This is a genomic window from Paenibacillus sp. 37 (assembly GCF_008386395.1).
Lineage (GTDB): Bacteria > Bacillota > Bacilli > Paenibacillales > Paenibacillaceae > Paenibacillus > Paenibacillus amylolyticus_B.
On sequence record NZ_CP043761.1, the window covers coordinates 6,709,323 to 6,732,910 of the forward strand.

Annotated in this window: 23 protein-coding genes; 4 read left to right on the top strand and 19 right to left on the bottom strand. The window is 48.5% G+C overall.

Annotated elements, in window-relative coordinates; genetic code table 11:
- Positions 1-10: 10 nt before the first annotated feature.
- From F0220_RS28755 to F0220_RS28790, 9 genes are all read right to left on the bottom strand, one after another.
- Positions 11-415 (bottom strand): DUF350 domain-containing protein, encoded by a 405-nt coding sequence (locus tag F0220_RS28755; protein WP_105600354.1) that lies wholly within the window; start codon positions 413-415, stop codon positions 11-13.
- Positions 397-1,800, bottom strand: coding sequence for a glutathionylspermidine synthase family protein (locus tag F0220_RS28760; protein WP_105600356.1), 1,404 nt, complete (start codon positions 1,798-1,800; stop codon positions 397-399). Before F0220_RS28760 ends, F0220_RS28755 begins: the two co-directional genes overlap by 19 nt.
- Before the next feature lie 4 nt (positions 1,801-1,804).
- A complete protein-coding gene (locus F0220_RS28765; protein ID WP_036671603.1) occupies positions 1,805-2,089 on the bottom strand; it encodes a hypothetical protein in 285 nt (94 codons plus the stop codon).
- Entirely contained in the window at positions 2,089-2,556 is a 468-nt protein-coding gene (locus tag F0220_RS28770) for a hypothetical protein (RefSeq protein ID WP_105600357.1), read from the bottom strand. Before F0220_RS28770 ends, F0220_RS28765 begins: the two co-directional genes overlap by 1 nt.
- A 275-nt stretch (positions 2,557-2,831) precedes the next feature.
- A complete protein-coding gene (gene abc-f / locus F0220_RS28775; RefSeq protein ID WP_105600359.1) occupies positions 2,832-4,913 on the bottom strand; it encodes a ribosomal protection-like ABC-F family protein in 2,082 nt (693 codons plus the stop codon).
- 97 nt (positions 4,914-5,010) lie between these two features.
- Positions 5,011-5,172 carry a hypothetical protein gene (locus F0220_RS32665; RefSeq protein WP_017691697.1) on the bottom strand — a complete coding sequence of 54 codons (162 nt, stop codon included), beginning with the start codon at positions 5,170-5,172 and terminating at the stop codon, positions 5,011-5,013.
- Between the two features lie 113 nt (positions 5,173-5,285).
- On the bottom strand, positions 5,286-5,570 hold the full coding sequence (locus F0220_RS28780; protein ID WP_105600361.1) for a YesK family protein: 285 nt from the start codon (positions 5,568-5,570) through the stop codon (positions 5,286-5,288).
- Between the two features lie 108 nt (positions 5,571-5,678).
- Positions 5,679-6,677: a glycosyltransferase gene (locus F0220_RS28785; protein ID WP_105600362.1), complete on the bottom strand. Its 999-nt coding sequence runs from the start codon at positions 6,675-6,677 to the stop codon at positions 5,679-5,681.
- A gap of 18 nt (positions 6,678-6,695) precedes the next feature.
- Positions 6,696-7,667: a phosphotransferase family protein gene (locus tag F0220_RS28790; RefSeq protein ID WP_223199808.1), complete on the bottom strand. Its 972-nt coding sequence runs from the start codon at positions 7,665-7,667 to the stop codon at positions 6,696-6,698.
- 172 nt (positions 7,668-7,839) lie between these two features.
- Between F0220_RS28790 and F0220_RS28795 the strand changes: the two genes are divergently transcribed.
- Together F0220_RS28795 and F0220_RS28800 are read left to right on the top strand one after the other, a co-directional pair.
- Positions 7,840-8,430: a TetR/AcrR family transcriptional regulator gene (locus F0220_RS28795; protein WP_105600668.1), complete on the top strand. Its 591-nt coding sequence runs from the start codon at positions 7,840-7,842 to the stop codon at positions 8,428-8,430.
- A 225-nt stretch (positions 8,431-8,655) separates the two neighbouring features.
- Positions 8,656-9,237 (top strand): NAD(P)H-dependent oxidoreductase, encoded by a 582-nt coding sequence (locus F0220_RS28800; protein WP_105600364.1) that lies wholly within the window; start codon positions 8,656-8,658, stop codon positions 9,235-9,237.
- A 375-nt stretch (positions 9,238-9,612) separates the two neighbouring features.
- On the opposite strand, the gene nikE is transcribed toward F0220_RS28800, so the two are convergent.
- The 10 genes from nikE to F0220_RS28850 form a co-directional block, all read right to left on the bottom strand.
- Positions 9,613-10,413 carry a nickel import ATP-binding protein NikE gene (nikE, locus tag F0220_RS28805; RefSeq protein WP_105600366.1) on the bottom strand — a complete coding sequence of 267 codons (801 nt, stop codon included), beginning with the start codon at positions 10,411-10,413 and terminating at the stop codon, positions 9,613-9,615.
- A gap of 159 nt (positions 10,414-10,572) precedes the next feature.
- Positions 10,573-11,379, bottom strand: a complete 807-nt coding sequence (nikD, locus tag F0220_RS28810; protein ID WP_105600367.1) for a nickel import ATP-binding protein NikD — start codon at positions 11,377-11,379, stop codon at positions 10,573-10,575.
- A gap of 39 nt (positions 11,380-11,418) precedes the next feature.
- On the bottom strand, positions 11,419-12,249 hold the full coding sequence (nikC, locus tag F0220_RS28815; protein ID WP_105600369.1) for a nickel ABC transporter permease subunit NikC: 831 nt from the start codon (positions 12,247-12,249) through the stop codon (positions 11,419-11,421).
- On the bottom strand, positions 12,246-13,190 hold the full coding sequence (gene nikB / locus F0220_RS28820) for a nickel ABC transporter permease subunit NikB (RefSeq protein WP_105600370.1): 945 nt from the start codon (positions 13,188-13,190) through the stop codon (positions 12,246-12,248). Before nikB ends, nikC begins: the two co-directional genes overlap by 4 nt.
- A 76-nt stretch (positions 13,191-13,266) precedes the next feature.
- Entirely contained in the window at positions 13,267-14,901 is a 1,635-nt protein-coding gene (gene nikA / locus F0220_RS28825) for a nickel ABC transporter substrate-binding protein (RefSeq protein WP_105600670.1), read from the bottom strand.
- A gap of 293 nt (positions 14,902-15,194) precedes the next feature.
- Positions 15,195-16,136, bottom strand: coding sequence for a glycoside hydrolase family 113 (locus F0220_RS28830; RefSeq protein ID WP_105600373.1), 942 nt, complete (start codon positions 16,134-16,136; stop codon positions 15,195-15,197).
- Between the two features lie 237 nt (positions 16,137-16,373).
- Positions 16,374-17,411, bottom strand: coding sequence for a glycoside hydrolase family 130 protein (locus tag F0220_RS28835; RefSeq protein ID WP_105600375.1), 1,038 nt, complete (start codon positions 17,409-17,411; stop codon positions 16,374-16,376).
- A gap of 268 nt (positions 17,412-17,679) precedes the next feature.
- Complete coding sequence (locus F0220_RS28840) at positions 17,680-18,513, bottom strand: carbohydrate ABC transporter permease (RefSeq protein WP_091012558.1); 834 nt, start codon at positions 18,511-18,513, stop codon at positions 17,680-17,682.
- A 2-nt stretch (positions 18,514-18,515) separates the two neighbouring features.
- Positions 18,516-19,403, bottom strand: a complete 888-nt coding sequence (locus F0220_RS28845; protein ID WP_105600378.1) for a carbohydrate ABC transporter permease — start codon at positions 19,401-19,403, stop codon at positions 18,516-18,518.
- 195 nt (positions 19,404-19,598) lie between these two features.
- Positions 19,599-20,912 carry an ABC transporter substrate-binding protein gene (locus F0220_RS28850; protein WP_091012554.1) on the bottom strand — a complete coding sequence of 438 codons (1,314 nt, stop codon included), beginning with the start codon at positions 20,910-20,912 and terminating at the stop codon, positions 19,599-19,601.
- Positions 20,913-21,135: 223 nt separating this feature from the next.
- Between F0220_RS28850 and F0220_RS28855 the strand changes: the two genes are divergently transcribed.
- Positions 21,136-22,326, top strand: coding sequence for an AGE family epimerase/isomerase (locus F0220_RS28855; protein ID WP_105600380.1), 1,191 nt, complete (start codon positions 21,136-21,138; stop codon positions 22,324-22,326).
- Complete coding sequence (locus F0220_RS28860; protein WP_105600381.1) at positions 22,323-23,507, top strand: glycoside hydrolase family 130 protein; 1,185 nt, start codon at positions 22,323-22,325, stop codon at positions 23,505-23,507. The genes F0220_RS28855 and F0220_RS28860 overlap by 4 nt, the downstream gene beginning before the upstream one ends.
- The last annotated feature ends 81 nt before the right edge of the window (positions 23,508-23,588 follow it).

The window sequence follows — 23,588 nt, forward strand, 5'->3', positions numbered from 1 at the left end:
ATGTCTTATTTTACATTAAAAATGTACCGATGACGATGGAAACGCCGATGATAATTGAACGCAGCAGCTGCGCTACCGCCATATTTCCTCGTGCGATTTCATCGCAAACTCGCATTTTGGGCGTGAGGAAGTCAAATATAATATAGACTAGGCACAGCACAATAATTCCAAACGCCGACCACAGCAGCATATCCAACCACGAATGCGTTGAGAAAGATACCATGCCCACAATAATACACAGTCCCAACAATTTGCTGCCCATGTACATGCCCGCCGCTTCGTTTCCTTTCGCGATCTCTTCACTATCGTTATACCGGGTCAATTTGCTAAAAGCGAAATATCCACATACCAATACCACTAGCAAAATGCCTATACCCACCACAACATTCAGCAAGTTCAATCCCAAGTTCTCCATTCCTTCTTCTCCTCCTCATCATTCATCCGTTCACGAACCGCAGCCGCGCAATAATAGGCCATATCTCCGGTTACTTTCTCCCCAACCCGTGGCAGCACTCCAGCCAAACGCCCACCGATAACAAATACCCCTGTAAGCAGATAACCGCTGTACGCTCCATTTTCCGTCTCAATCACGACCTGTTCCATCGGAACCAGCTTCTGATAGATTTTGGGCTGATTTTCGTAATAAGCTGTAATCTCTTCATCCTCGTCTGTTGTCGCAGTTGCACGATTGGATTCCAGCGTCTCGTTAAGAGGATGCTCCATATCCTGCTTTCCAAAGGCATTGTTCGTTCCTCCATCCAGCAAAAGAGTTCCTCTGCCTTCGCGCCCCCAATAGCTTTTGGCTACATATGGCATGGCGTTCAGATCGAAGGGTTCAGCTGAAAAATAGGTTGGCAGCAGATATCGGGAAATGACGTCCATCTCTGTATCATCAAAGAGGGTAAACCCGCAATATTCCGGGGTTTGCTCATTACGCTCGTAGAGCGACCAGATTGCCGCCATGAAGCCTTTGCTCTGCATGAGCACATGCTGAACGGGATTCATCAGGCCTAGCCGTCCTTCCCGTACAAGTTCAAGTAACGCAGCGCCAATGTCCACGCCTGTCGTCTCATCCCGATCATCGATCAGATATTCCAGTGGATAGAGGCGGTAGAGCAGATTAATCTCCCGACCTTTATGGTAAAGCGCCTCTCCCGGAACAATCTCCAGTTCATCAAGTGGAGCATAGAAAACTTCGTATCCCGCTTCCTGACATCGTCTCATCAGGTATTCCGTATTTGTTCGATCTTCGACATGTTCACCAAAAGAAGTGAACGTCACCGGACCCTGCAATCCTTGCTCTGCATAGAATTCCAGCCATATCTTGAAACACGCCTGAATACGTGCATCCATCTCGGCAGATGGCGCTGCTAGCGTAGCATCCTCGGCAAGACCGACCAGGATATTTTCCAGAGCAGCAGCCTCCGGTATGCCCGTTGGAGTGTCCGTATTATTTTCAATACACTTGGGCCCAGCTTCTCCGATAATCCAGTCCTGACGGGTAATGCCTCCAGTCACCATCTCCATGCGTGCCGCCGGGATAAGCCCGGGATGGATACCCAGCTGATGCTCCAAAAAGGAATCCGGCATGTACTGTTGGATAAATCGCATCACTTTGCAATAGATGCTGTCTACCGCCTCGGCTGCGGTACGCAGCTCTTGTACCTCCGAAGGAGAATAGACTGTTAATGCAGGCACACAATATTGCTTCCCGTACATCCGATGGTATGGAATCTGTCGTTCTGTTGCACCCTGAAATACCTCTTCGTGACTAAACGGTAGTTGAACCACTTGCCTCATCCGTTTATCCTCCCGAACTGCGGAAGAAGCTACCGAAGCCGCTTGATTTGGACTTGGATTTGCTATAGGAGCTGTTACTGTCCTTGTTGCTTCGATACGACGACCCACCGTAGTAATAGTGTCCACTGCTGGAATCATATTCACATCCGGTATCATACTCCGGGTCACATTCATCATTGTTGCTGCCACAACCGGATAACACGGCAGGAACCGCCAGCATCAGGGAGAAAGCAACCAGCTTTGCTTTTGATCCGGGTTTCGATGCTTGCCCCCGCTCTTGGTCACTCATTACAGATCCACCTCTTTCATATAAAACAACACTTTCTTGCGATCCGCATCCAGCACGGAATACAGGAACTCATACGTCTTGCCACTGCGAACCATGTAATGGTCCAGCAGTTGCTCGGCAAGCTCCATCGTATAGGTGGATGACGCTGTGAGTTCCAACTCCTGAAACGAACTTCCATTCCACAGCATATACTCTGCACTATACATGGAAGACATTTTGCACATGGCCAGCGCAGCATCCGCAATGGCTGCACCGTACTCGTCCGGCATCTGTTGCTCATACGCCGTTACGTATACCGCATGTTCCCGTCCATCCTGGCATTCATTGGACAGATGCGCCCAGAGTTTGTTTTTCACCAGGGTAGCATCCACCAGTTTGCGCATGAACAGTTCATCTCGTGTGACTGAAGTCTGTTCCAGCACTCCCGTCTCCGCCTGTCGATCATCCGACCAATTCCGATACGTCAATGAATAATAGATACCGATAACCTCCCTTTTTGCGAGCTCTTAGGTGAGCCGTTTCAATTCATACAAACGTATTTAACGCATGTGAAGGTAAAAAGTTCCACTAGTGAATCAATTTCACAATACCTTTAGCTACTTCAATCAAGTTGACGATGCTACATTCGTGCTTTAACGCTCTCTTGGCTAACACAAAACGTATGGTATTTAACCCCGGTCAAAAAGGCCGGAAATGATTCTCCGACCTCGCTTGTTCCATCTTATGCTCATGCCATTCTGACTTATAACTCAGCCCACTGCGCCAATATATCATTATATTCAGCGGACAATTGCTCGCGATCATTCCAGATTTGTTCCAGTTCAACCGGATTGTTCTGTACGGATTCCAACTGTTGGTCCAGTGCCTGAATCTGTGCCTCAAGACGAGCTAACGTCTGTTCCAGCTTCTCCGCAGAATGGTTGTTGCCATTGCTACTTCTATAATTCGATGCAGTTGCTGCCGAAGGAGTCAACGCCTTGCTTGATCCTGTGGAAACTTCATGATCACGACTTCCATCGGTAGCCGTAACAGTGGAACCGTTCAATGTCGAGGTTGCTTCTGGTTTCTTCCCTGATCTGGCAGTTCCGCCGGGAGCAGACGTTAAACCTGACTTCATCTCTGACTTGGCACTCCCACGAGAAGGAACTCCCACTCCTGCTGTAGCCTGAGTTGTCTCCGCCGCACGAGCTTGCATTTCAAGCTTCTTCTCCCGATATGCCTCATAGTCTCCCAGATAAGCGGTCATCTGACCGTCCTCCAGTTCCCAGACACGGGAGGCGAGGCGATTGACGAAATACCGATCATGTGAGATGGCAAGTACGGTTCCTTCAAAATCAACCAGCGACTCTTCCAGCGCTTCTCTGGATGCGATATCCAGATGGTTGGTTGGCTCATCAAGCAGCAGTACATTGGGTTTGCGCTGCACCAGCAGAGCCAGCCGCAGGCGCGTCCATTCCCCGCCGGATAACTGCCCGACTGAGCGGAATACATCCGCTCCATAGAACAGGTATCGAGCCAGAATCCCGCGTGCTTCGCCTTCCTCCACGCCCGCTTCCAGACGGAAGTATTCAAGCACATTCAGCTTCGGATTCGTAGGTTCCTCCTGTTGAGCCAGATACCCTACATCCACGCGTGCTCCCCACTCCAGCTTGCCCGCATTGGGCTGCTCATCACCAAGCAACAGCTTGAACAAGGTCGTCTTGCCGGAGCCATTGCGTCCAATGAGTGCAATTTTATCCCCATATTCCAACAGACCCGAGATTCCAGACAGGATTTCGCGCTCACCATAGCTCTTCTCGACCTGTTCCAATACCGCTACCCGTTTGCCCGTTCGATCCGTAGGACGAACATCGAACTCGGCATTACGGCGCTCCAGCACAGGACGCTTCACCTGTTCCATCCGCTCGATTGCTTTACGCATCGAAGCCGCCCGTCTGAAGAACTTTTCATTCCCACCAATTCGGCCCCATTCCTCCAGTTGGCGGATCGTTTCCTTCATTTTTTTGATCACCTTCTGCTGCTCCTTGAACTCCTCGAATTGCTGCAACAGCCGCTGTTCTTTCACCGCCATATATTCCGTATAGCCCCCCGCTGCCGTTAACGCCTCACCATCCTCCAGCTCCAGCGTTCGATTCACCACCCGATCCAAAAAGTAGCGATCATGCGAGATCAGGACAATGGTGCCGGGATATTCACGTAAAAATCCTTCCAGCCACTCGACCCGCTCCAGATCAAGATGGTTCGTTGGCTCATCCAGCAATAACAGATCAGGTCTTACGATTAGCTGCGAGGCCAGCACCACCCGAGTCTGCTCCCCACCGGACAAGGAACCGAAGTGCCAACCATAGTGTGCCTTGGCGATATCCAAACCGTCCGCCACCTGATCGATCCGGGCATCCATTTCGTATCCACCCTCACGCTCAAACTGGTCTTGCAGTGCCGCATAACGTTTCAACAAGCGCTCCAATTGATTAGGGTCTGCTGCACATGCTGGATCGGACATCTGCTGCTCCATTTCCTTCATTTGCGTGCGACACATCATAAGCTCCTTGAATCCAAGACTCAGCACATCCAGTACGGTATGGTCATCCAGTCCTTCTGGAACCTGAGCTACATATCCCATTCGTGTATCTTTTTTGATCATCAATTGCCCTTCATCCGGCTTGTTCATTCTTGCCATCAGGCGCATAAGTGTGGTCTTGCCGCTTCCGTTGCGGCCGATTAAGGCAACCTTGTCACCTTCCATAATCTCAAATGTAATGCCGTCCAGCACCAGATGTGCTCCGTGGTATTGAGTCAGTTGTTGCGCGCTAATCATCATCATAATAAGGTTCCTCCTATAGTTGGAAGATCCTGACCGCAACACAAAAAGAGCCGCAGGAGGTTAGCTCCGCGGCCCTTCAGAATTCAAGCAATATCGCTTATCGTCCGAATGAGGTCAAGGCAGGCATCTTCTCGCAAATGTTAACTTCCGTATATTCAAAATTGGACAGACTTCTCCCGTTGGTCAGAAAAGTATGAACAATGCCAGCCATAGCAATCGGCAGCTGGCTAATACGGTTGTTAAGCATCTCGTGATTCACCTGTCTTCACCTCCCTTGTCATAATTAATGTAAATATATCACAGACGGATGCGTTCCTGCAACCATCCCATCACCCGATTCAATCTTACTGTATAGAGGTTTCATTCTTCCGCTTAATTCCTGCCCCGTCGCCGAAGCACCACATCCCTGATCGCCACCGTAATGAGTGTTAACATTCCCGCGGTACCCAGCGATACGCCAAGCAGGGCATATCCGATGCCGTTCCACCCGCCAATATCGATGCTGATCATGATTACGACGGCACCGCCGAGCAAGGCCACACATGGCAATATATATTGTACCCACGTCATTCGGCGTCCTTGCAACCGGTAGATAAGCCATTCAATCAGCAGCTGCACCGCCCACATTCCCAATGTCCACAAGATCAGTACTTCCATAAAGTCTCCTCCTAAGTGCTGGAAAGTGAACCTCCATCCAATGGCTCTGCCTTATTTCAACCTCATCATTACTGATCCGTCCAACTTCATACCCCGCACGATTATCCTTTACTTTAACCAATCGGAGAAAAACTGCCTGTACCCTTCCTTCATCTTCGTGCGCGAAAAAGCACCAAAGGCATACTCGCGGTTGTCTTCCGACACACTGCGCGGCGCTGCCGCAGCCATGTTCACCAGTTCAAACCAGTTATCCTCGTTGCCTGCAAAGGCATGCGTGGATCGAATGTGACCGTAGCAAGCGTGCTCCGGCTTCACAACCATTTTGCCCATCGCCATCGCTTCCGTCAGCGGCATCGCAAACGTATCAAAGGCTGAACAGCTCCAATACACCTTGGCAGAGTTCATCAACGTAAATATCTCATCCTGCGTGAGCGCGAACTTCAGCTTCACGTTGGCAGGAATGTCGTACTTCTTCATGGTTTCCTTATAGCGAACACCGCCAAACACCATATATACTTCCTTGTCCGGGTTCTGCCGAGCATATTCCAGCACCAGATCCGGTCGACGATTCGCTTCATCCCTACCAATCCAGAGCACCCGATTATGCACGACCTGGCTCGGGTCATAGTGCCGGTTCGCCAGCTCTTCGCTAAAGCCAATCGGGATGACGTTCACGTCATGTACGCCGAAATTGCGACCAAGTTCTGTTTTCAAAAACTCCGTCTGTACAACCGCTTTATCCACCATCGTATAAAATGGCTTCATCATCTCATATCCCGTTAGCGCGGGATCGGGGAAACTGTGCGGGAACAGTACACTCTTTGGTAAGAACATCTTCAAAAACGTAAACCCGGATACGGTGTAGATGACATGCTCTATATTTTGGCTATGAATCTGGTCCAGCACGATATCGTAGTTTACCAGGTCACCTTTCTCATGCTCATAACCCGGCAACCAGTCGTATCCGCTGACATGACGCTCCGGCGAGATGAACACAATATCCACGCCCAGCTCCAGACCAATCTGCTTCAGTCGATCCGCAAATACGCGTGGCCCCTGTGCTTCCGTGAATTGAATTTTACGCATAACAAGTCCGACTTTACGCAAGCTTCTCACCCCTCATTTCTATTCCTCACCCATGTGCTTCATGCACTGTTCCAGCGTCGCTGCCGTCTCATGCCACTGGTTACGCAACTGTTCCTTCGGCCACACACATTCCTCACTTCTCAGGTCACCATCAATCAAACACAGCATCCAGAGCGAAAATACAATAGCATAGGCGTTGTACCATCCTGCAAAAGAATCCCGTTCAATCTGCACGCCCAGGCTCTCTAGTTTGTCCAAATAAATGTCTATAACCCGCTCTCGCAAAGCAGGCGTAACCGTTCTGGGAAACAACGGATGCGAGAGATCTACCAGATGGTACATGTCCCACAGCGGCGTATTCAGATGGGCATGCTCCCAGTCCAAGACGACCAGCCTGCCGTCAACTTCCGCCAGATTCCCGGGATGCAGATCTCCGTGACACAGAACGGTAGGAAGTTCTTCTACTGCCGTGAAGATAAACCTTGAGATCTTGTCCCAATCGAATGCGGATAGCTGCATACCCAATCTGGATAACAGTTCATCGGTAAATTGCCTATGCATCTGCAACTCATCCAGCATCGTGCGAATGGGCGGTTTCTGACCTACGCGAGGCAGCTCACTCCAATCCGTAACAGGCAATGCATGCCATGCTGCCATATGTACCGCTGCATCAAGCATCGTCGCCTCTCGCGAATCATGCACCAGTTGCCCCAGATCCTCATAGATCATCCAACTCCGTGCCGGTGCAATGGTAAGATCCGACGCTGCAATGAGTTGCGGATAGATCTGTGCTAATCCTGATAATACGCGCTCGTACATCCATCGTTCCCGTCCATGCTGTGCAGAATTCGTCAGTGGTTTGAAAATATAACTTTCACCGGTAGGAACAGTGAATCGCTCCACATATCGTCCGTTCATTCCTTTATACAACTGTTCGCGGCTTGTTATATAGTGATCATTCAGCATTCCTTCGGGCGTCACCCAGCTATATGCATCCATCTCATCTTTCACGCAATCCACCATCCGTTTCGTTCTTCCTGCTGCTCCGATGTTGATTTCTATTCATCATACGTTGCCTCTCTCAAGCCTGCAAGCTTTGTCCGTAAGCGCTTATTCCATGTCTCCATTCAGAGTTTCAAAATTGCTTATTGCATTTTGGTTAGTAATCACTTACTATACAATCATGAAGAACAAATCTCATGTGGATAGCAAAAAGAAAGATATCCTACAAGCGGCGATGCGCTTGTTCGCAACCAAAGGCGTTGACGGCATATCCGTCAAAGAGATCGGTGACGCCGCCGGAGTAACCGATGCGGCGATCTACAAACATTTTAAAAACAAAGATGCCGTTGCCCTGGAAGCCTTCACCCAATACTGCGCGGACTATACTTCACTGATTGACGGGTATGTTCGCCAGGAAGGTCCCGTGTTGGAACGCTTCAAGCAACTGATTACCGAGGTTCTTCACCTGCACGATGAAGATCCCTATGGACTGCTGTTGATTTCACAGAATCATGAAATATTTATTGAAGCCGGAAGCAGTGATGATTACCGTCAACCATTGGATGCGTTAATGGATCTGATCGATCAGGGAATGATGCGGGGCGAACTGCCTCAGCAGGATTCACGGCTCACAGCCGTTCTGGTGATCGGTGCGATTACACGTATGGCGGTCTCGAGTATGCAAGGTGAATTGCCAGAGTTGTTGGTACCCTACACCGGCGAAACCGTTCACCGACTCTCATTGATGTTGGGGCAGGTATCTCAGGAGTAGAACTGGAGAGGCGCAACCATTCTGACCTCGCAGAACACCAAAAAAGGTTCAGAACTGCACGTTAATATAAGTACGTGTTCAAAAAGTGGACTTTTTGAACACATCTAAAAGAGAATCGTCAACAAACCATCAGGATATACCGATGGATTACCGGGTCATACGTGACCTTTTCTTTTTGCACATGAGGTTAGTGTTCATTAACTAAAATAGTCAGGACGTGTCGTCATCATGAAGAAAATATTAATCATCCAAGGCAATCCCGTTTCCCCAAGTTACAATGGCGCAATTGCCGAAGCTTACCATAAAGGTGCGGTGCAGGCTGGTGCCGACGTCCGCATGATCACTCTGAACGAGCTGGCATTCAACATGAATTTAGAGGGAGGCTATCGTAATAAACTGCCGCTTGAACCGGACTTGCTAGAAGCACAAGAGGCGATTAAATGGGCAGAGCATCTCGTATGGGTATTCCCGATTTGGTGGGGAGGACCGCCTGCCCTGCTGAAAGGATTCGTTGACCGAATCTTCATGCCAGGTTACGCATTCAAGTACCAAAAAGGAAAACCTTTCCCGGATCAGCTGCTCAAAGGCCGCACCGCTCGCATGATCACCACGATGGATGGTCCTAGCTGGTACTTCAAATGGTTCCAAGGTGAGCCCGCACACAAAATGATGAAAATCTCCACCTTTGCGCTGACAGGCATCAAACCAGTTCGGATAACACCTGTAGATGTGGTGGGAAAACAGTCCGAGGAACAGAGAAAGAAATGGTTGGAGAAGATCGAGTTGCTTGGCCGGAAGATGGGGTAAAAGATTTCTGCAAGAAATCCTCATCGGAAGTATAGGTTTCTCTCCAGATGTTCACCTTATAAGTTAAATCAAAAATCTGGGGATAAGCGTAATTCAAAGGTAGTCCTGTAATTTGAGTGGTGTAAGTGTAATTTTAGTTTAACTTATATCAGAAAGCAGGAAATGTGCCTATTCCCAGGTACAAAAAAAGGGTTGTCCCCTACGTCTTGTTCAAGGCGTAGGGGACAACCCTTTTAGCATTCATTTTAATTATGGTCTAACGAATCTTACACACGTTAATAGCTCCATTTCCGACAAGTCTTCCGTTTAACGAATCGTAGAAGCGTTATTCTCCCAATCTGTATGTGCTTTCGCAGGTTTGCACCCAAGCAACCATTACCCAAACGAAATACGATCCGACGGATGCTCAGGTAAAATGGACGATACCAACTGCTGCACAACCGGATGATCCGACTGCATGACCGAATCCCCGGCATCACCGCTGTAGACCAGCTTTCCCTGATCCATTACGGTAATACGGTCACAGATGGTCATGGCGGTCCGAATATCATGCGTGATAAAGAGGTACGACAACCCGTAGGACGCTCTTAACTCCGTCAATAAGGATAAGATTTGTGTCTGGTGCACCATATCCAGGCTGCTGATTGATTCGTCCAGTACGATTAACTTCGGCTTGAGCGCGATGGCTCGTGCGATGTTGACCCGCTGTAATTGCCCACCGCTGAACTGGTGCGGAAGCTTGCTCCCATCCTCTGGTGTAAGTCCGACCTGCTCAAGCAGTTGTCCAACCACACGCAGTTGTTCTTTTGCCGACAAACGCTCGTAATTATCCAGCGGCTCACCGATAATCTGCGCGGCAGTCATAAGCGGATTCACAGCCGAATAACAGTCCTGGAACACGACTTGCAGATCACGTCGTAATTCCTTAAGCACGGGTTTGCTAGATCGATAGATATCCTGTCCTTGAAATAAAACCTGACCCTTTCTGGGCTTCTCCAAACCAAGAATGATTTTGCCCAAGGTACTTTTACCTGCCCCGCTCGTACCCAGCAGTCCCAGACATACACCTTTCTCAATCGTAAGTGAGATGTCTGCCAGCACAGGAGGACGTGCTCCCGAACGATCCAGCCAATTGCGTTTGCCATAGCTATGGCTTACTTCACGTACCTGAAGCATCAGGTCATCCTCCTCTCTTGTACTTGGCAGAAGCAATCTCCGAAGAAGACAAAATTGCAAATCACCTTGTCCATTCCATCCCTACACTACCCACTCAAAATACAGTTCATTCCCGTTCTACACATAAACTCACTGAACGATTCAACTCACCTGTAATCGCTATCGTCCCAAAGACATACTAGGTCTAGCATTTAACAACATCCGGGTATACTCATGCTGCGGCTGATCGAACAGTTGATACACATCTGCCTGCTCTACAATTCGACCCTTCTGCATAACCGCGACTTCATCTGCCATTTGCGAGATCACACCCAGATCGTGGGAGATGAGCAAGATGGATGTGCCGTATTCGGTACGTAGCCGATCCAATTCCTGAAGCACCTTCAACTGATTCACAACATCCAGTGCCGTCGTTGGTTCGTCAGCAATTACCAGGGCGGGTCGCAGACACATCGATATGGCGATCATCACCCGCTGCAACATACCTCCACTCAGTTGGAAGGGATATCGCTTCATCAGTTTAGCTGGTTCAGGTAAGTTCATATCTGCCAAGGCTGCAATCGCCCGCTCTCGGGCCGCTGCTTTGGACATTCCTGTGTGCGTACGTAAAGTTTCAATGAATTGAGATCCAATCGTGTATACGGGTGTAAAAGCATTCATCGGATTCTGCATAATAAATCCGATGTCCTTGCCACGGATGCGTCGCATCTCCTCACCAGACAACGAGCCAAGCTCCCGTCCATTCAGACGGATGCTGCCCGATACCTCCATCCTGCGCGGATCAAGCAGATGGAGCAATGCGTTACAAGTAACGGTCTTACCGCTGCCACTCTCGCCGACCAGACCGAAGACACGACCTTTTTTCAATTCGAAATCAATGGGCGCAAGTAACGGGACGGAACCCTCCGCTGTTCTAAGATTCACTTGCAGACCTCGAACTTCGAGTACCTTCGCTGCATCATCCACCGTTACGTTCACCTCCGTGTGAGTTTGGTTCCGAATCAACTACCGTTTTGTAATGCCATAACGCTCGGATAACGCTTCGCCCAAGATGTTGAACGTAATGACCACCAGTAGAATCAATGCACCCGGGTAGATCATTAACTCCGGATGACTGCGAATATAACCCGTTCCTTCATGAATCATGGCGCCCCACTCTGCATTGGGTGGTTGAATGCCAAGCCCCAAGAAGGACAGTGCGGATATATCCATAATCGCCCAGCCCATCTCTAACGTGCCCATGACAACAATGGGACGCTGCACGTTGGGGATGATATGTTTACGAATAATCGTCCATGAAGAGGAACCACTAACTCGCGCCGCCGCGATAAAATTCCGTTCCTTCAGACTCACGACCATGTTCCGGCAGATGCGTGCATAATACACCCACTGTACCATCATGAGGGCTAGAAGCACCTGCATCAGACCTGGACCAAAAATCCCCACAATACCGAGCACCAGCACCAGATTCGGAAACGCCATAATGCCTTCACACAAGCGCATTAGCAAACTGTCCACCCAGCCACCAAGGTATCCGGAGATCGAACCCACAATGACACCAATGAGCAGAGAAGACAGAAAAATCAGAGTAGCAAATCCAAGCGACACCCGCGCACCATACATCAGCCTGGTGAGATTGTCGCGTCCGAGATGATCCGTTCCCAGCCAATGCTCAAGCGATGGACTCGCCAGCTTCTGCAACAAATTCACCTTCACCGGGTCATGAGGAGCAATCCATGGAGCTAATAACGCGACTATGAAGAAGAGCAATATGATCACAGAGCAGATCTGGATGGCTCTCTGTCCTTTAAATATCGCACGCCATTTGTTTATCAATGTTCTGCCCGTCCTTTCGCTGAAATCCGTGGGTCCATAACGAGCTGCACCAGATCAACGAGCAGATTGCATACGATGAACAGGCATGCCGCCAGGAAGACATAACATTGAATCACGGGAATATCCCGGTTAAATATCGCATCGACAAAATAACGCCCGAACCCCGGCCAGGAAAACACCTGCTCTACAATAATGGTGCCTGTGAGCAGCTTGCCCATACTCATCCCCATTCCTGTAATAAGGGGCGATATGGCGATTTTCAGGACATGTTTGAGCATAATCACTCTTTCGCGAATCCCGCGTGTTCTTGCATACTTTACATATGTCTCCTGCAATTGCTCCAGTACACTGGAACGTAACAATCGGGTGTAGACCGCAATCAGGATCATGGATAGTGTTACCGTAGGCAGAACCAGATTCTCCCACGATCCACGCCCCTCCACAGGCAGCCAGTCCAGCTTCACCGAGAAAAAGAAGATCAGCAGGTAACCGAGCCAGAATTGCGGAATAGATGCTCCAATATAGGAAATTGCCCGGCTGACCATGTCAATCCAGCTATTCTTGTACACTGCGGCCAGTATTCCCAAAGGAATACTTACCAGAGCCGATAACAACATACTCCAGAAGGCTAGTTCAGCCGTAGCCGGAAGCCTTAATTTCACTTCATCCCATACGGGTTTATTGGTGAGGTACGAGGTGCCGAAGTCGAGCTTGGCAATCTTCTGAATCGTATCCGCATATTGGGTTAACAAGGGCTGATCCAGACCGAATTCATGTCGCTTTTGCGCAAGCAGCTCCGGTGTTGGATAGATATGAGCTGCTGTCAGATAAGCCTCGGCCGGATCAACTGGTGAGATATGAATAAGTGCAAAGGTAACAAGTGTAGCGATAAAAACGATAGGAATGATCGCGATCATTCGTTTACCAATATAGCCGATCACCAAACGTTCCTCCCTTTCATCAAGCTACATGGCCTTACCAAGGACCATCCACTTCCCTAATTAAAGTACTTACTATTTATTGATTGCCCAGTTCAATGCCCACAAACGGATTCTCATCACGGTTCGCCGGGAAAATAAAGTTGGAGATTTTCTTCTGATATACAGCCGTTTTCTTAATATAAGAGATCGGTACGATCGCCGATTGCTCCTGAAGTGTTTTCAAGATGGAGCCATATAACTCCTGGCGTTTCGTCTCGTCTGTAGATGACAGGGCTGCATGCACCTGATCGTCCAGTTCCTTTTTCATCGGCAACGCACTCAAGGTCTCGGAAATCCCGAATCCAGGGCTTGCCACAACGTTAATGAAGGAATGAGGATCATACGGAGCGCCATAGTTATACCAGAAATACAGGTCAAAATCATTGGCTTTCAAACGTTTGATCTGTACCGTCAGTTCCAGTCCCGTGAGGTTTACTTTAACCCCCAGCTCGCTCCACTCAGCCTGAATGGTCTCAGCCATCGCTTTCTGAATCGGGTCCGTTTTGTCAAAAATCATCTCGAAATCAAGCTGCTGACCGTCTTTTTCACGAACCGTCCCACCAGCCGGCAGCTTCCAGCCCGCTTCATCCAGTAATGCTTTGGATTTTTCCACGTCATACGTGATTGGTTCCAAGTCTACATTGGTGTACGGATAGTTTTTGGACAATACGGTATCGGCTGGTTCTTCCAATCCGGAAGTGACACCCTCAACCATCGCCTGTTTGTTAAACCCTTGCTGGAGCGCCATCCGCACTCTGACATCGGACAACTTTGGATTGGAAGAGTTCAGCAGCAGACTGCGTGTGCCCACCGGATCAGACAATTGCGTCACATATTCATCGTTGTCACGAAGCTGTTGGAATGCATCCAGACTGATCACACCTTCCCCGTAGATCAGATCGAGATCACCTTTTTCAAAAGCAAGTACACGGGTTTCACCGTCAGGAATGATTTTGACCGTAATCTGATCTACCTTCGGCGCTGTTCCCCAATAATTCGGGTTGCGTTTGAAAACAGCATATTCGTCCTGCTTGTAATCAGCCAGCATCCACGGACCAGTACCCACCGGCTCTTTGATGCCTTGGGATGTATCTCCGTCATCCGGGAATCCAGCTTCACCCAGGAAGCGGAAAGGACGAACTACCGACAAGTCCTGAAGAACCGGATAATACGGCTCTGTGAGTGTCAACCGGAAAGTCTGATCGTCCACAACCTCCGTCTTGTCGAGCACGCCTACAATGCCCAGCCAGCTATGTGTATCTTTATTTTTCATAACAGCATCAAAATTCTTTTTCACAATCTCAGCATTAAATGGCGTACCATCTGAGAATTTCACACCTTGGCGAAGCTTGAATGTATATACTTTGCCATCATCGGAGATGGTCCATGATTCTGCCAGAGCAGGTTCCAGTTTTCCGTCCTTCTGGTAACTGATCAGTGGCTCATAGAGCATGGATTGGGCAAATAATTGCGAAGGATTGTACGTATGCGGATTCATTGTACCGATATCACGTGGCCATGACATCGTAATCGACTTCGTAGATGTTTGATCCGAAGCAGCAGATGAGGATTTATCTGCACTTCCTGTATTGCTGCAGCCCACGATAACCAATAGCAACAAGAGCATAGTTGCCAGTGTGAGCGCCGAAGATTTGCGATGTTGTACAGACATGGATGTTGAACCCCTTTTCTCTATTTCATGATAATGATTCTCATATTCATCCATTAAGAATAGGCAGGAGTCCTCCTTTTGTCAATAAAATTCGACATGGTATGTGTTGTTACTAATATAGCCAAAGAACCTTTCCTGTGGGAGGAAAGGCTTCTTGACCTGAATGAGAGTTACAACTGGAAAAATGAGCTCCACCATAATCTGCTATTCCTTGCTCACAGCATGGAAATCACGAAAGTACATATAGAGATATATCACTAAGATCATCTCACATACACCTTCTTGTTTCTCGTTTAAACTTCTACAGTGATGTCTTCATAGAACCGACGAATAATTTTCTCCGCAGGCTTACCATATACCCCGTATCCGTCGTTAATCAGTGCATCCCTCTCCGCGTGCAGATGTGCGCTCCAATCCCATAGACCGAACCCGCGCACCCAGTCACGCTGACTGATATGCCGGAACATGGCCTCATAGAAACGCTCCTGTTCCTCCGCACTCACTTCGCCTTCCAGTCCCCAATCGTTCGGTACCTGGGCTGATCCACTGCGGCTGGGACAGCCTGCTTCCGCGAAGAAAAAGGGTTTGCCATATGGAGCAATCACCTGTTCAATACGATCCAGCTGTGCCTCCCAATCTCCAATGGGATAATAGCCACTGGAAGAGATCACGTCCACAGCATCCCACCATTTCACATGACCTTCCTGATATTTGTCCGTGTTGTATGACACCAGTCCCGTGTACACATCACGCACACCAGCGATAACCTCTCGCCACTCTTGATCCCGACGCTCGGATTGCACCATCTCACAGCCTACAATGAACATCTCACACTTTTCCTGCTCTGCAATCGCTGCATAATGCTTCTGAAATGCCGTGTAGCTGCGGAACCAATCCTTCCACTTCGGCTCACAAGGCACATCGATATCAAAAAAGTTAATATGTGCACGCCATGTGCCATCGGTGCAGTTGACGGTTGGTTTCAGAATGACACGCAGCCCGAGTGTACGGGCATAACCAATCATGTCGACCAGTTCATCATCCTCGACCAGATGTTCACCCCGATACTTGACCTCTACCGCCTGCGGATGATCCTGATGTGCCGCCAGTGCAAAAATAACATGCGAACTGCCTGTACGTTCAGCCATCAGGCGCAAGGACTCCTTCGCTTCCGGCTTGCGGAAGTCTCCCCTGCCACTCATCCAGCCAAATGTAAATCCTTTGATGTACTCCATGTGCATTACTCCCCTGTGTTCCTGTTCACTTAATGTAAAAAGAATGGCCGAATGTATACACTTTCACTACGATTGCAGTACCATCTTCCGATCGCCGTTATCCCCAGATTTCTGTAGATCCCTTTTATACAAGGGAGAAATCCGGGAATAAATGCGACCACTTCGCTTCTTCAGATTGGTTCTGCACTCTCCGTTATTGTGTTAATTTTAGCTTTTAAAAAATTGGTTTCACATCGGTTACAGCTTGCCTTCCTCGTGATCTCCTGCAATGACTTCGTCCGTCTCGATCACATAGTTTACGATCTCTTCTACGGTCGTGTAAGCCACGCCCACATACGTATCGGCAGCGCCGTAATAGATGGCGATACGTCCGGTCTCTGCATCATGCAATGTTGCACACGGGAAAATGACGTTATCAACGAAGCCTTGTTCTTCATACCATTTTTCTGGTGTCAGCACGAAGTTGGAGGAACGATATTTTACTTTGGATGGCTCATCCAGATCCAGAATGACCGCACCCATGCTATATACCAATCCGTTACAGGTCCCCGTGACGCCGTGGTAGAACATCAGCCAGCCTTCGGACGTTTCGATCGGAGCAGGACCGCCGCCAATTTTGACCGATTGCCACCAGCCCTGACCGCCTTTGCTCATCACATGACGGTGCTTGCCCCAGTACACGAGATCCGGGCTTTCGCTCAGGAAAATGTCTCCGAATGGGGTATGTCCACTATCACTTGGTCTGGACAACATCACATAGTTATCCTTGATTTTCCGCGGGAACAATACGCCATTACGGTTGAATGGCAACATTGGATTTTCGAGGCGGACAAATGTTTTGAAGTCATCTGTTTTGGCCAGGCCCAGTGCTGCACCGTAGAAGTCTGTACACCAGATGATGTAATACGTGTCTTCGACTTTGACCAAACGTGGGTCGTAAGCATAGTTCGGCATAAACGGATCGCCATTTTCATCGACAAAGGCAATGCGTTCCTCTTCAATCGTCCACTCCAAACCGTCCTCACTCGCCCCCATGTGAAGATGCGGACGGCCATTAACGGTTTCAGCACGGAATACCCCAATGAATTTCCCTTCATACGGTACAACGGCACTGTTAAAAATGCGGGCAACGCCTTTAACTGGATTACGTGGGACGACCGGATTCGCCAAATGTCTCCATACCGGGCCTTCCGTTCCCTCCGGTTTGTTCTCCCACGGCATATTCGGCAAAGCATCCCCAACAATGTGTACGTTTTTCGTTTCAGCAACTGACATTTTTCATTTCTCCCTTCGGTTAGGCTTTATGAAATGAATACTTAAAATTGCACTAGACCACTTCGATGACAGAACAACCTTGCGATCGCCGTTATCCCCAGATTTTTTTGATCCCTTATAAAAGGGGAAAATCCGGTTATAGCATATGCTTACGAAGTGAGCTTTCTTTCGGAAAGCTTTTAGCAAACATTCCGTTTCTCCAGCTTTTTTCTGTCCTCTTCGTTCCTGTGCATTCTCAATATGCATTTCATATAACCTCTCGTTTTTTTTATTTAACTGAGCCTTGCGCGAAGCCATTGTAGATGTATTTCTGTAACAACAGGAAGATGATCATGGTTGGAATGATGGCGATCATGATGCCAGCGCTGATGACTTCCCACTGCGATCCGAAAGGTCCCTTGAATTTGAACAAGGCGGTGGATATGACCTGTAGATCGGTCTTTGGCATGTACAGGAACGGTGTGTAGAAGTCGTTATAGATGTTCACACCCTTCACGATAATGACCGTTACAATGGCCGGTTTCAGCAGTGGCAGAATGATTTTCCAGTAGATCGTGAAGTACGACGCGCCGTCCAGCATGGCGGATTCATCCAATGCACTGGAGATAGAGCCAAGGAACTGCAGGAAAATATAAACCGCGATGATATCTGTACCCAGATACATCACGATGGCCGCCCAGCGTGTGTTGAACAGGTCGAGCGCGTTGATGATCTGGAATGTGGCGACCTGTGTTGTAACACTTGGAATCAGGGTAGCGAGCAGGAATGCCGCGACCATGATTTTCTTGCCTTTGAATTTGAACCGATCCAGCACATACGCGATCATGGAGCCCGTTAAGGTCGCTCCTATAATAGAGATGACCAGGATAATAATTGTATTTTTGAAACCAACCAGCATGTTGCCATCCACAAAAGCCTTTGCATAGTTCGCAAAGTTCAGCCAGTTGGCTGGCGGGGCAAGCGGGCTGCTGGTAGCGTATTCCGCATTCGTTTTGAGAGATGCAAACAGGATGACCACGATAGGTAACAGTGCGATAAACGCCGCAAGCACCAGGGAAGCATATTTAACCACGCTCGCAAGGGTGTATTTGAGTTGTGTCACGTTTATTCCTCCCCTTTCATGGTGACGCGCTGCACGAGTGTAACGAGAATAACGATCATGAGCAGCACCACAGCCATGGCGGATGCCAGTCCCAGCTTGCCATATTTAAACGCCAAATGAACCGTCTGAATTACAAATGTCATACTGCCGTTGGAACCATCGGTCATGATATATGGAATATCGAACGCACTAATTGCGCCGCTAATCGCCAAGATCAGGTTGAGCTGCAGGATGCGTGTAATGCTTGGCAGGATGATGTGGCGGAATCGCTGCCAGCGATTGGCACCATCAATATCGGATGCTTCATACACATCCTTCGGAATGGAGGAGATTGCACCCAGGAAAATGATAAAGTTGAAGCCCATGTATCTCCATACCGATGCACCTGCGAGTGACACGTTGATAATATTGGGGTTACCGAGCCAGAGCTGCGTATATTGTCCCAGCCCTACAGCATGCATGAGCATATCGAGTGTACCATCCGGTTTGAAGAAAAAGAGGAAGATAAAACCGATAGCTACCCCATTCAGCAAATAAGGAAAAAACAGTATGCCTTTGAAGAAGTTTTTGCCTCGAACTTTGAAACTCAGAATGGTGGCAAAGTAAAGCGCCAACCCCATCTGTAAGAACGTAGCCACGAAGTAGTACAAGCTGACAATAAATACTTTGAAGTATTCCGGATCACTGAATATGCGCGTATAGTTCTCAAACCCAACATAATCAAACCTTTTACTATATCCGTTCCAATCGGTGAAACTGTATTTGAACATGTTGATGACCGGTAAGTATGCAAACGTGAACAGCAACGCCAGGGGAATAGTTGAGAAGGCACAGATGATAAATATGCGTTGCGCTGAGTAACCCCAATTCGAAAGTTTTAAGTACTTCATGCTCTCCACACCTCCAAGCGGTTCTCCCGCCTATATATCGAAAGACTCCCGTCCAATGGAATCCTGGTGGAACACTGCCGGGGGAAGAGCATGGGTATTATGCTTTCAAATACCACATACTCCATGTTCCATTCATATATGGATTCCTTTATCCCCGCAGTTCATTCATCACCTGATCCACTTACGTTAATCCCATTATTTCGTGAGTTCTGCTCGCGCTTTTACCCACTTGTCATTTAGGTCCTTCATGATGTCGTCATAGGATTCCTTGCGGTTACCAATACCTGCTTCGATAATGCGTTTCTTGAAGTCAGGCTGCCAGAGACCGATTTCGCCTTCGTTATCAATCTTGTCAACGAGACCTTCCTGACCTTCTTTGGCAGGGGTAAGTGTGGAGAATTTAACGTCTTTATACTGATCCAAAATCGGTGGCAATTCAGCGTTTTTGTCGGCATCCATACCGCCGCCCTGTTCAACTGCATAGTTCGATTTCGCCAGGAACCAGTCAATCCAGGCTTTCGCAGCAGGTTTGTTCTCGCTGTTCACGTTCATGCCGATGTTATAGTCAGCGGAAAGTGGTACCACAACCTCGCTTGCATTCGTAGGGAAAGGAAGGAATCCGATGTTATCCGGTGTATCTGTCATCCCTTGAATCTGTGTGATGGCCCATGAGCCAAGTGCCATTGTGGCAATTTTGCCTTTGGCCAGATCCGCTTTGGAGCTTTCCCAGTCGGTTGTCGTTGGATCTTTCTCGATTAAACCGTTCTTGGCTGCATCATAGAGCACTTTATATAGTTCATAGTGCGGCTGACCAGGCACAAAGTTTTCATCTGTATTCGGTTGATCCACGTTCACGTAGTCCACGCTGCCTGCAACCGTTGGCAGGTCCGATTCCCATTGGGTGAGAGCCCAGCCGGATGCATAGTTGGTGTAGAGCGGAACCGCATCTGTATTGTCTTTGATCAACTGAAGCGCAGCCTGGAATTGCTCAGGTGTTTTTGGAACTTCCATAATGCCTGCGTCTTTGAAGACCTGTTTGTTATAAATGATTCCAGAGAACGTAATTACGGTAGGGATACCGTAGACCTGACCATCCACCATGCGTTCTTCAATGGCGGTGTATTTGTCTTTCAACTCATCGTACGTGCCAAGTGGCTCGAAGAAGTCCGGGATATCCGCGATCGGAACACTGGTCGGAATCATCAGTACATCACCATAATCCTTGGTGCTCATACGGATCTTCACTTGTCCTTCGTAGTCGGCCAGTGCCTGGAAGTTTACTTTCACATCGGGATATTCCTTGTTGAATTCTGCTGCGTAGTCTTTGAACACGGTATCCACAATATCTGTCCGTTGCGTCAGAACGGTTATTTCACCTTTGATATCTGCCGGATCTGTACTGATCTCCTCCCCAGCCTGCGAAGATCCACCTCCGGATGAACATGCAGCAAGTAGCGAAGTGATGAGCAGCATCGTCAGCAACATCATCCAACCTTTGTTTTTTCTCAATTGTTTCGACCCCTCTCTTAATTTAATTAAGTTATCGTTAAGGTTACAAAATGAATTCTATTATGGTAACGCTTACCTGTCAATTAAATTATTTATAACTTAACAAGAAAAATTGTGATGCATTTCGTTGACATCTGTTTTTTAGAGCACTAATATGGATTAATAAAGTTACCGATAACCTAATAAATTAGATTGATGCACTATTGTGAAGGAGCGCTCACTTATGAATACAAAAACAACCGAACTTCAATCTGAGATTAAGGCGCATTGGGAGAAGCAGATTTTACCCTTCTGGTCCAACCTTAAAGATACAACCCACGGTGGATTCTACGGCTGGGTTGGCAATGATCTTCAGGTGAATCCACAGGCACCCAAAGGAGGGATCGCCACGGCACGGCAACTTTGGTCTTTTGCAGCAGCCTATCGGGTTACCGGAAACGAAAGATGGCGCGATCACGCGGAGCACGCCTATCGTTTTCTCGCTGACCATGTGATGGATAGCGAATATGGCGGCATGTACTGGATGGTAGATTACACAGGGGAAGCACTGGACACGAGCAAACATGTGTATACGCAATCATTCGGCGTGTATTCACTCAGTGAGTACTATCGTGCTACCGGGGATGCTTCTGCATTGGAACTTGCGAAAACGCTTTTTGCTCTCATCGAGGACAAAGGTCTGGATGCCGAACTACCTGCGTACAAGGAACAATTTGATCGTACATGGAAGGAACAACCCAATGAAATGCTGAGCGAAAATGGGGTGATTGCGGATTACACCATGAATACGCATATCCATGTGCTGGAGGCCTACACCACGCTCTATCGCGTGTGGCCGGATCAACAAGTGAGGGCGGCGCTGGAACGCCTGCTCGGAATTTTGTATGAACGTGTGTATGACCAAGACACCACGTTTCTCGGGGTATTTTTCAACAAACAGTGGGAATCCATCATTGACCTGCGCTCGTTCGGACATGACATTGAAGCCAGCTGGCTGATTGACGAAGCACTGAAAGTTCTGGGGATGGAACAACATCCGGAGTATGCGGCGATGGTAACGGATATTGCCTATAACATCTCCAATGTAGCCGTGAATGCGGATGGTTCCTTGTTAAATGAACAAGAAGGTGAACATATCGATGAGAAGCGAATTTGGTGGGTTCAGGCCGAGGCCATGGTGGGCTTCTATAACGCATATCAGCGTACAGGTGATCCATTGTTTCTGGAGAGAATGGAACGCTTGTGGACCTATACAAAAGAAAACATCATTGATCAGCGCGCTGGTGGGGAATGGTACTGGTCGGTTGATGGGAACGGAACACCGGATCAGAGCGAAATTGCCGGACCATGGAAATGCCCGTATCACAATAGCAGATTCTGTATTGAACTAATTGAGAGGATGGGATCAGAATGATACACCCGAAATACAAGGAGTTACTGGAGAAACAGGAGCAACTGCTTGCTCGCCCCAATGAGATCAATTCTTCATTCTACAACGGCGTATATGATCGGTATCAATATCCGGTAATCACTCGCCATCATGTGCCGCTGCATTGGAGATTCGATCTGGATGAGACGACGAACCCGCATTTTATGGAACGCCTGGGCATTAACGCAACGCTGAATCCGGGAGCCATCTATTTTAATGGCAAATACATCATGGTCATCCGTACGGAAGGATTGGACCGTAAATCGATCTTTGCGCTCGCCGAAAGTGACAATGGAATTGATGGATTCCGTTTCACGGGTAAACCACTGGTCTGGGATGATATCGATGCGGATGAAACCAATCAGTATGATATGCGTCTCGTTCAACATGAAGACGGCTGGATCTACGGCATCTATTGCTCTGAACGCAAAGACCCGGAGGCTCCTGCATTTGATACGTCCAGCGCAGTTGCACAGGCAGGGCTGGTCCGTACACGGGATCTTACAAGCTGGGAACGGTTGCCCAACATCACCACCAATTCCCCTCAACAGCGCAATGTCGTATTGCACCCGGAATTCGTGGATGGAAAGTATGCCTTCTACACCCGTCCACAGGACGGATTCATCTCGACAGGCAGCGGCGGCGGAATCGCCTTTGGCCTGTGTGAGGATATCTTGAACCCGGTCATTCATGAAGAGACGGTTATTGATGAACGGCAATATCATACGGTCTACGAAGTCAAAAACGGTCAAGGCCCTGCTCCGCTCAAAACGGATCGTGGCTGGATTCACATTGCTCACGGGGTTCGGAACACCGCAGCAGGACTGCGCTATGTGTTATACACTTTCGCAACGGATCTGAATGATCCGACGCGTGTGATTGCCAAGCCCGGCGGCCATTTCATTGCCCCTTATGACGACGAGCGTGTAGGCGATGTATCCAATGTTATTTTCTGCAATGGTGCTGTGGTGAATGAGAAGGAAGAAGTCTTTATCTATTACGCATCCAGTGATACCCGCTGTCATGTGGCAACTACCACTCTGGAGAAACTGGTTGATTATACGTTTAACACACCGGCAGATCCATACCGCTCCCTGGACTGTGCCAGCCAGCGGGGTCAGCTGATTGAACAGAATGAGAAGCTTTTACAGAAACAATTAACGTAACATCGGTAGAGCGTCCTCTCAGGGAAACCTGCAATGTGCTGAAAATTAGCGAAACAACAGCCAGAATGGCTTTATTCCAAG

Bases quoted from the DNA above. Each gene is read 5' to 3' on its own strand.
- F0220_RS28755 (WP_105600354.1), bottom strand. From the start codon at position 415: ATGGAGAACTTGGGATTGAACTTGCTGAATGTTGTGGTGGGTATAGGC.
- F0220_RS28760 (WP_105600356.1), bottom strand. From the start codon at position 1,800: ATGAGGCAAGTGGTTCAACTACCGTTTAGTCACGAAGAGGTATTTCAG.
- F0220_RS28765 (WP_036671603.1), bottom strand. From the start codon at position 2,089: ATGAGTGACCAAGAGCGGGGGCAAGCATCGAAACCCGGATCAAAAGCA.
- abc-f (WP_105600359.1), bottom strand. From the start codon at position 4,913: ATGATGATGATTAGCGCGCAACAACTGACTCAATACCACGGAGCACAT.
- F0220_RS28780 (WP_105600361.1), bottom strand. From the start codon at position 5,570: ATGGAAGTACTGATCTTGTGGACATTGGGAATGTGGGCGGTGCAGCTG.
- F0220_RS28795 (WP_105600668.1), top strand. From the start codon at position 7,840: ATGAAGAACAAATCTCATGTGGATAGCAAAAAGAAAGATATCCTACAA.
- nikE (WP_105600366.1), bottom strand. From the start codon at position 10,413: ATGCTTCAGGTACGTGAAGTAAGCCATAGCTATGGCAAACGCAATTGG.
- nikA (WP_105600670.1), bottom strand. From the start codon at position 14,901: ATGTCTGTACAACATCGCAAATCTTCGGCGCTCACACTGGCAACTATG.
- F0220_RS28830 (WP_105600373.1), bottom strand. From the start codon at position 16,136: ATGGAGTACATCAAAGGATTTACATTTGGCTGGATGAGTGGCAGGGGA.
- F0220_RS28835 (WP_105600375.1), bottom strand. From the start codon at position 17,411: ATGTCAGTTGCTGAAACGAAAAACGTACACATTGTTGGGGATGCTTTG.
- F0220_RS28845 (WP_105600378.1), bottom strand. From the start codon at position 19,403: ATGAAGTACTTAAAACTTTCGAATTGGGGTTACTCAGCGCAACGCATA.
- F0220_RS28855 (WP_105600380.1), top strand. From the start codon at position 21,136: ATGAATACAAAAACAACCGAACTTCAATCTGAGATTAAGGCGCATTGG.
- F0220_RS28860 (WP_105600381.1), top strand. From the start codon at position 22,323: ATGATACACCCGAAATACAAGGAGTTACTGGAGAAACAGGAGCAACTG.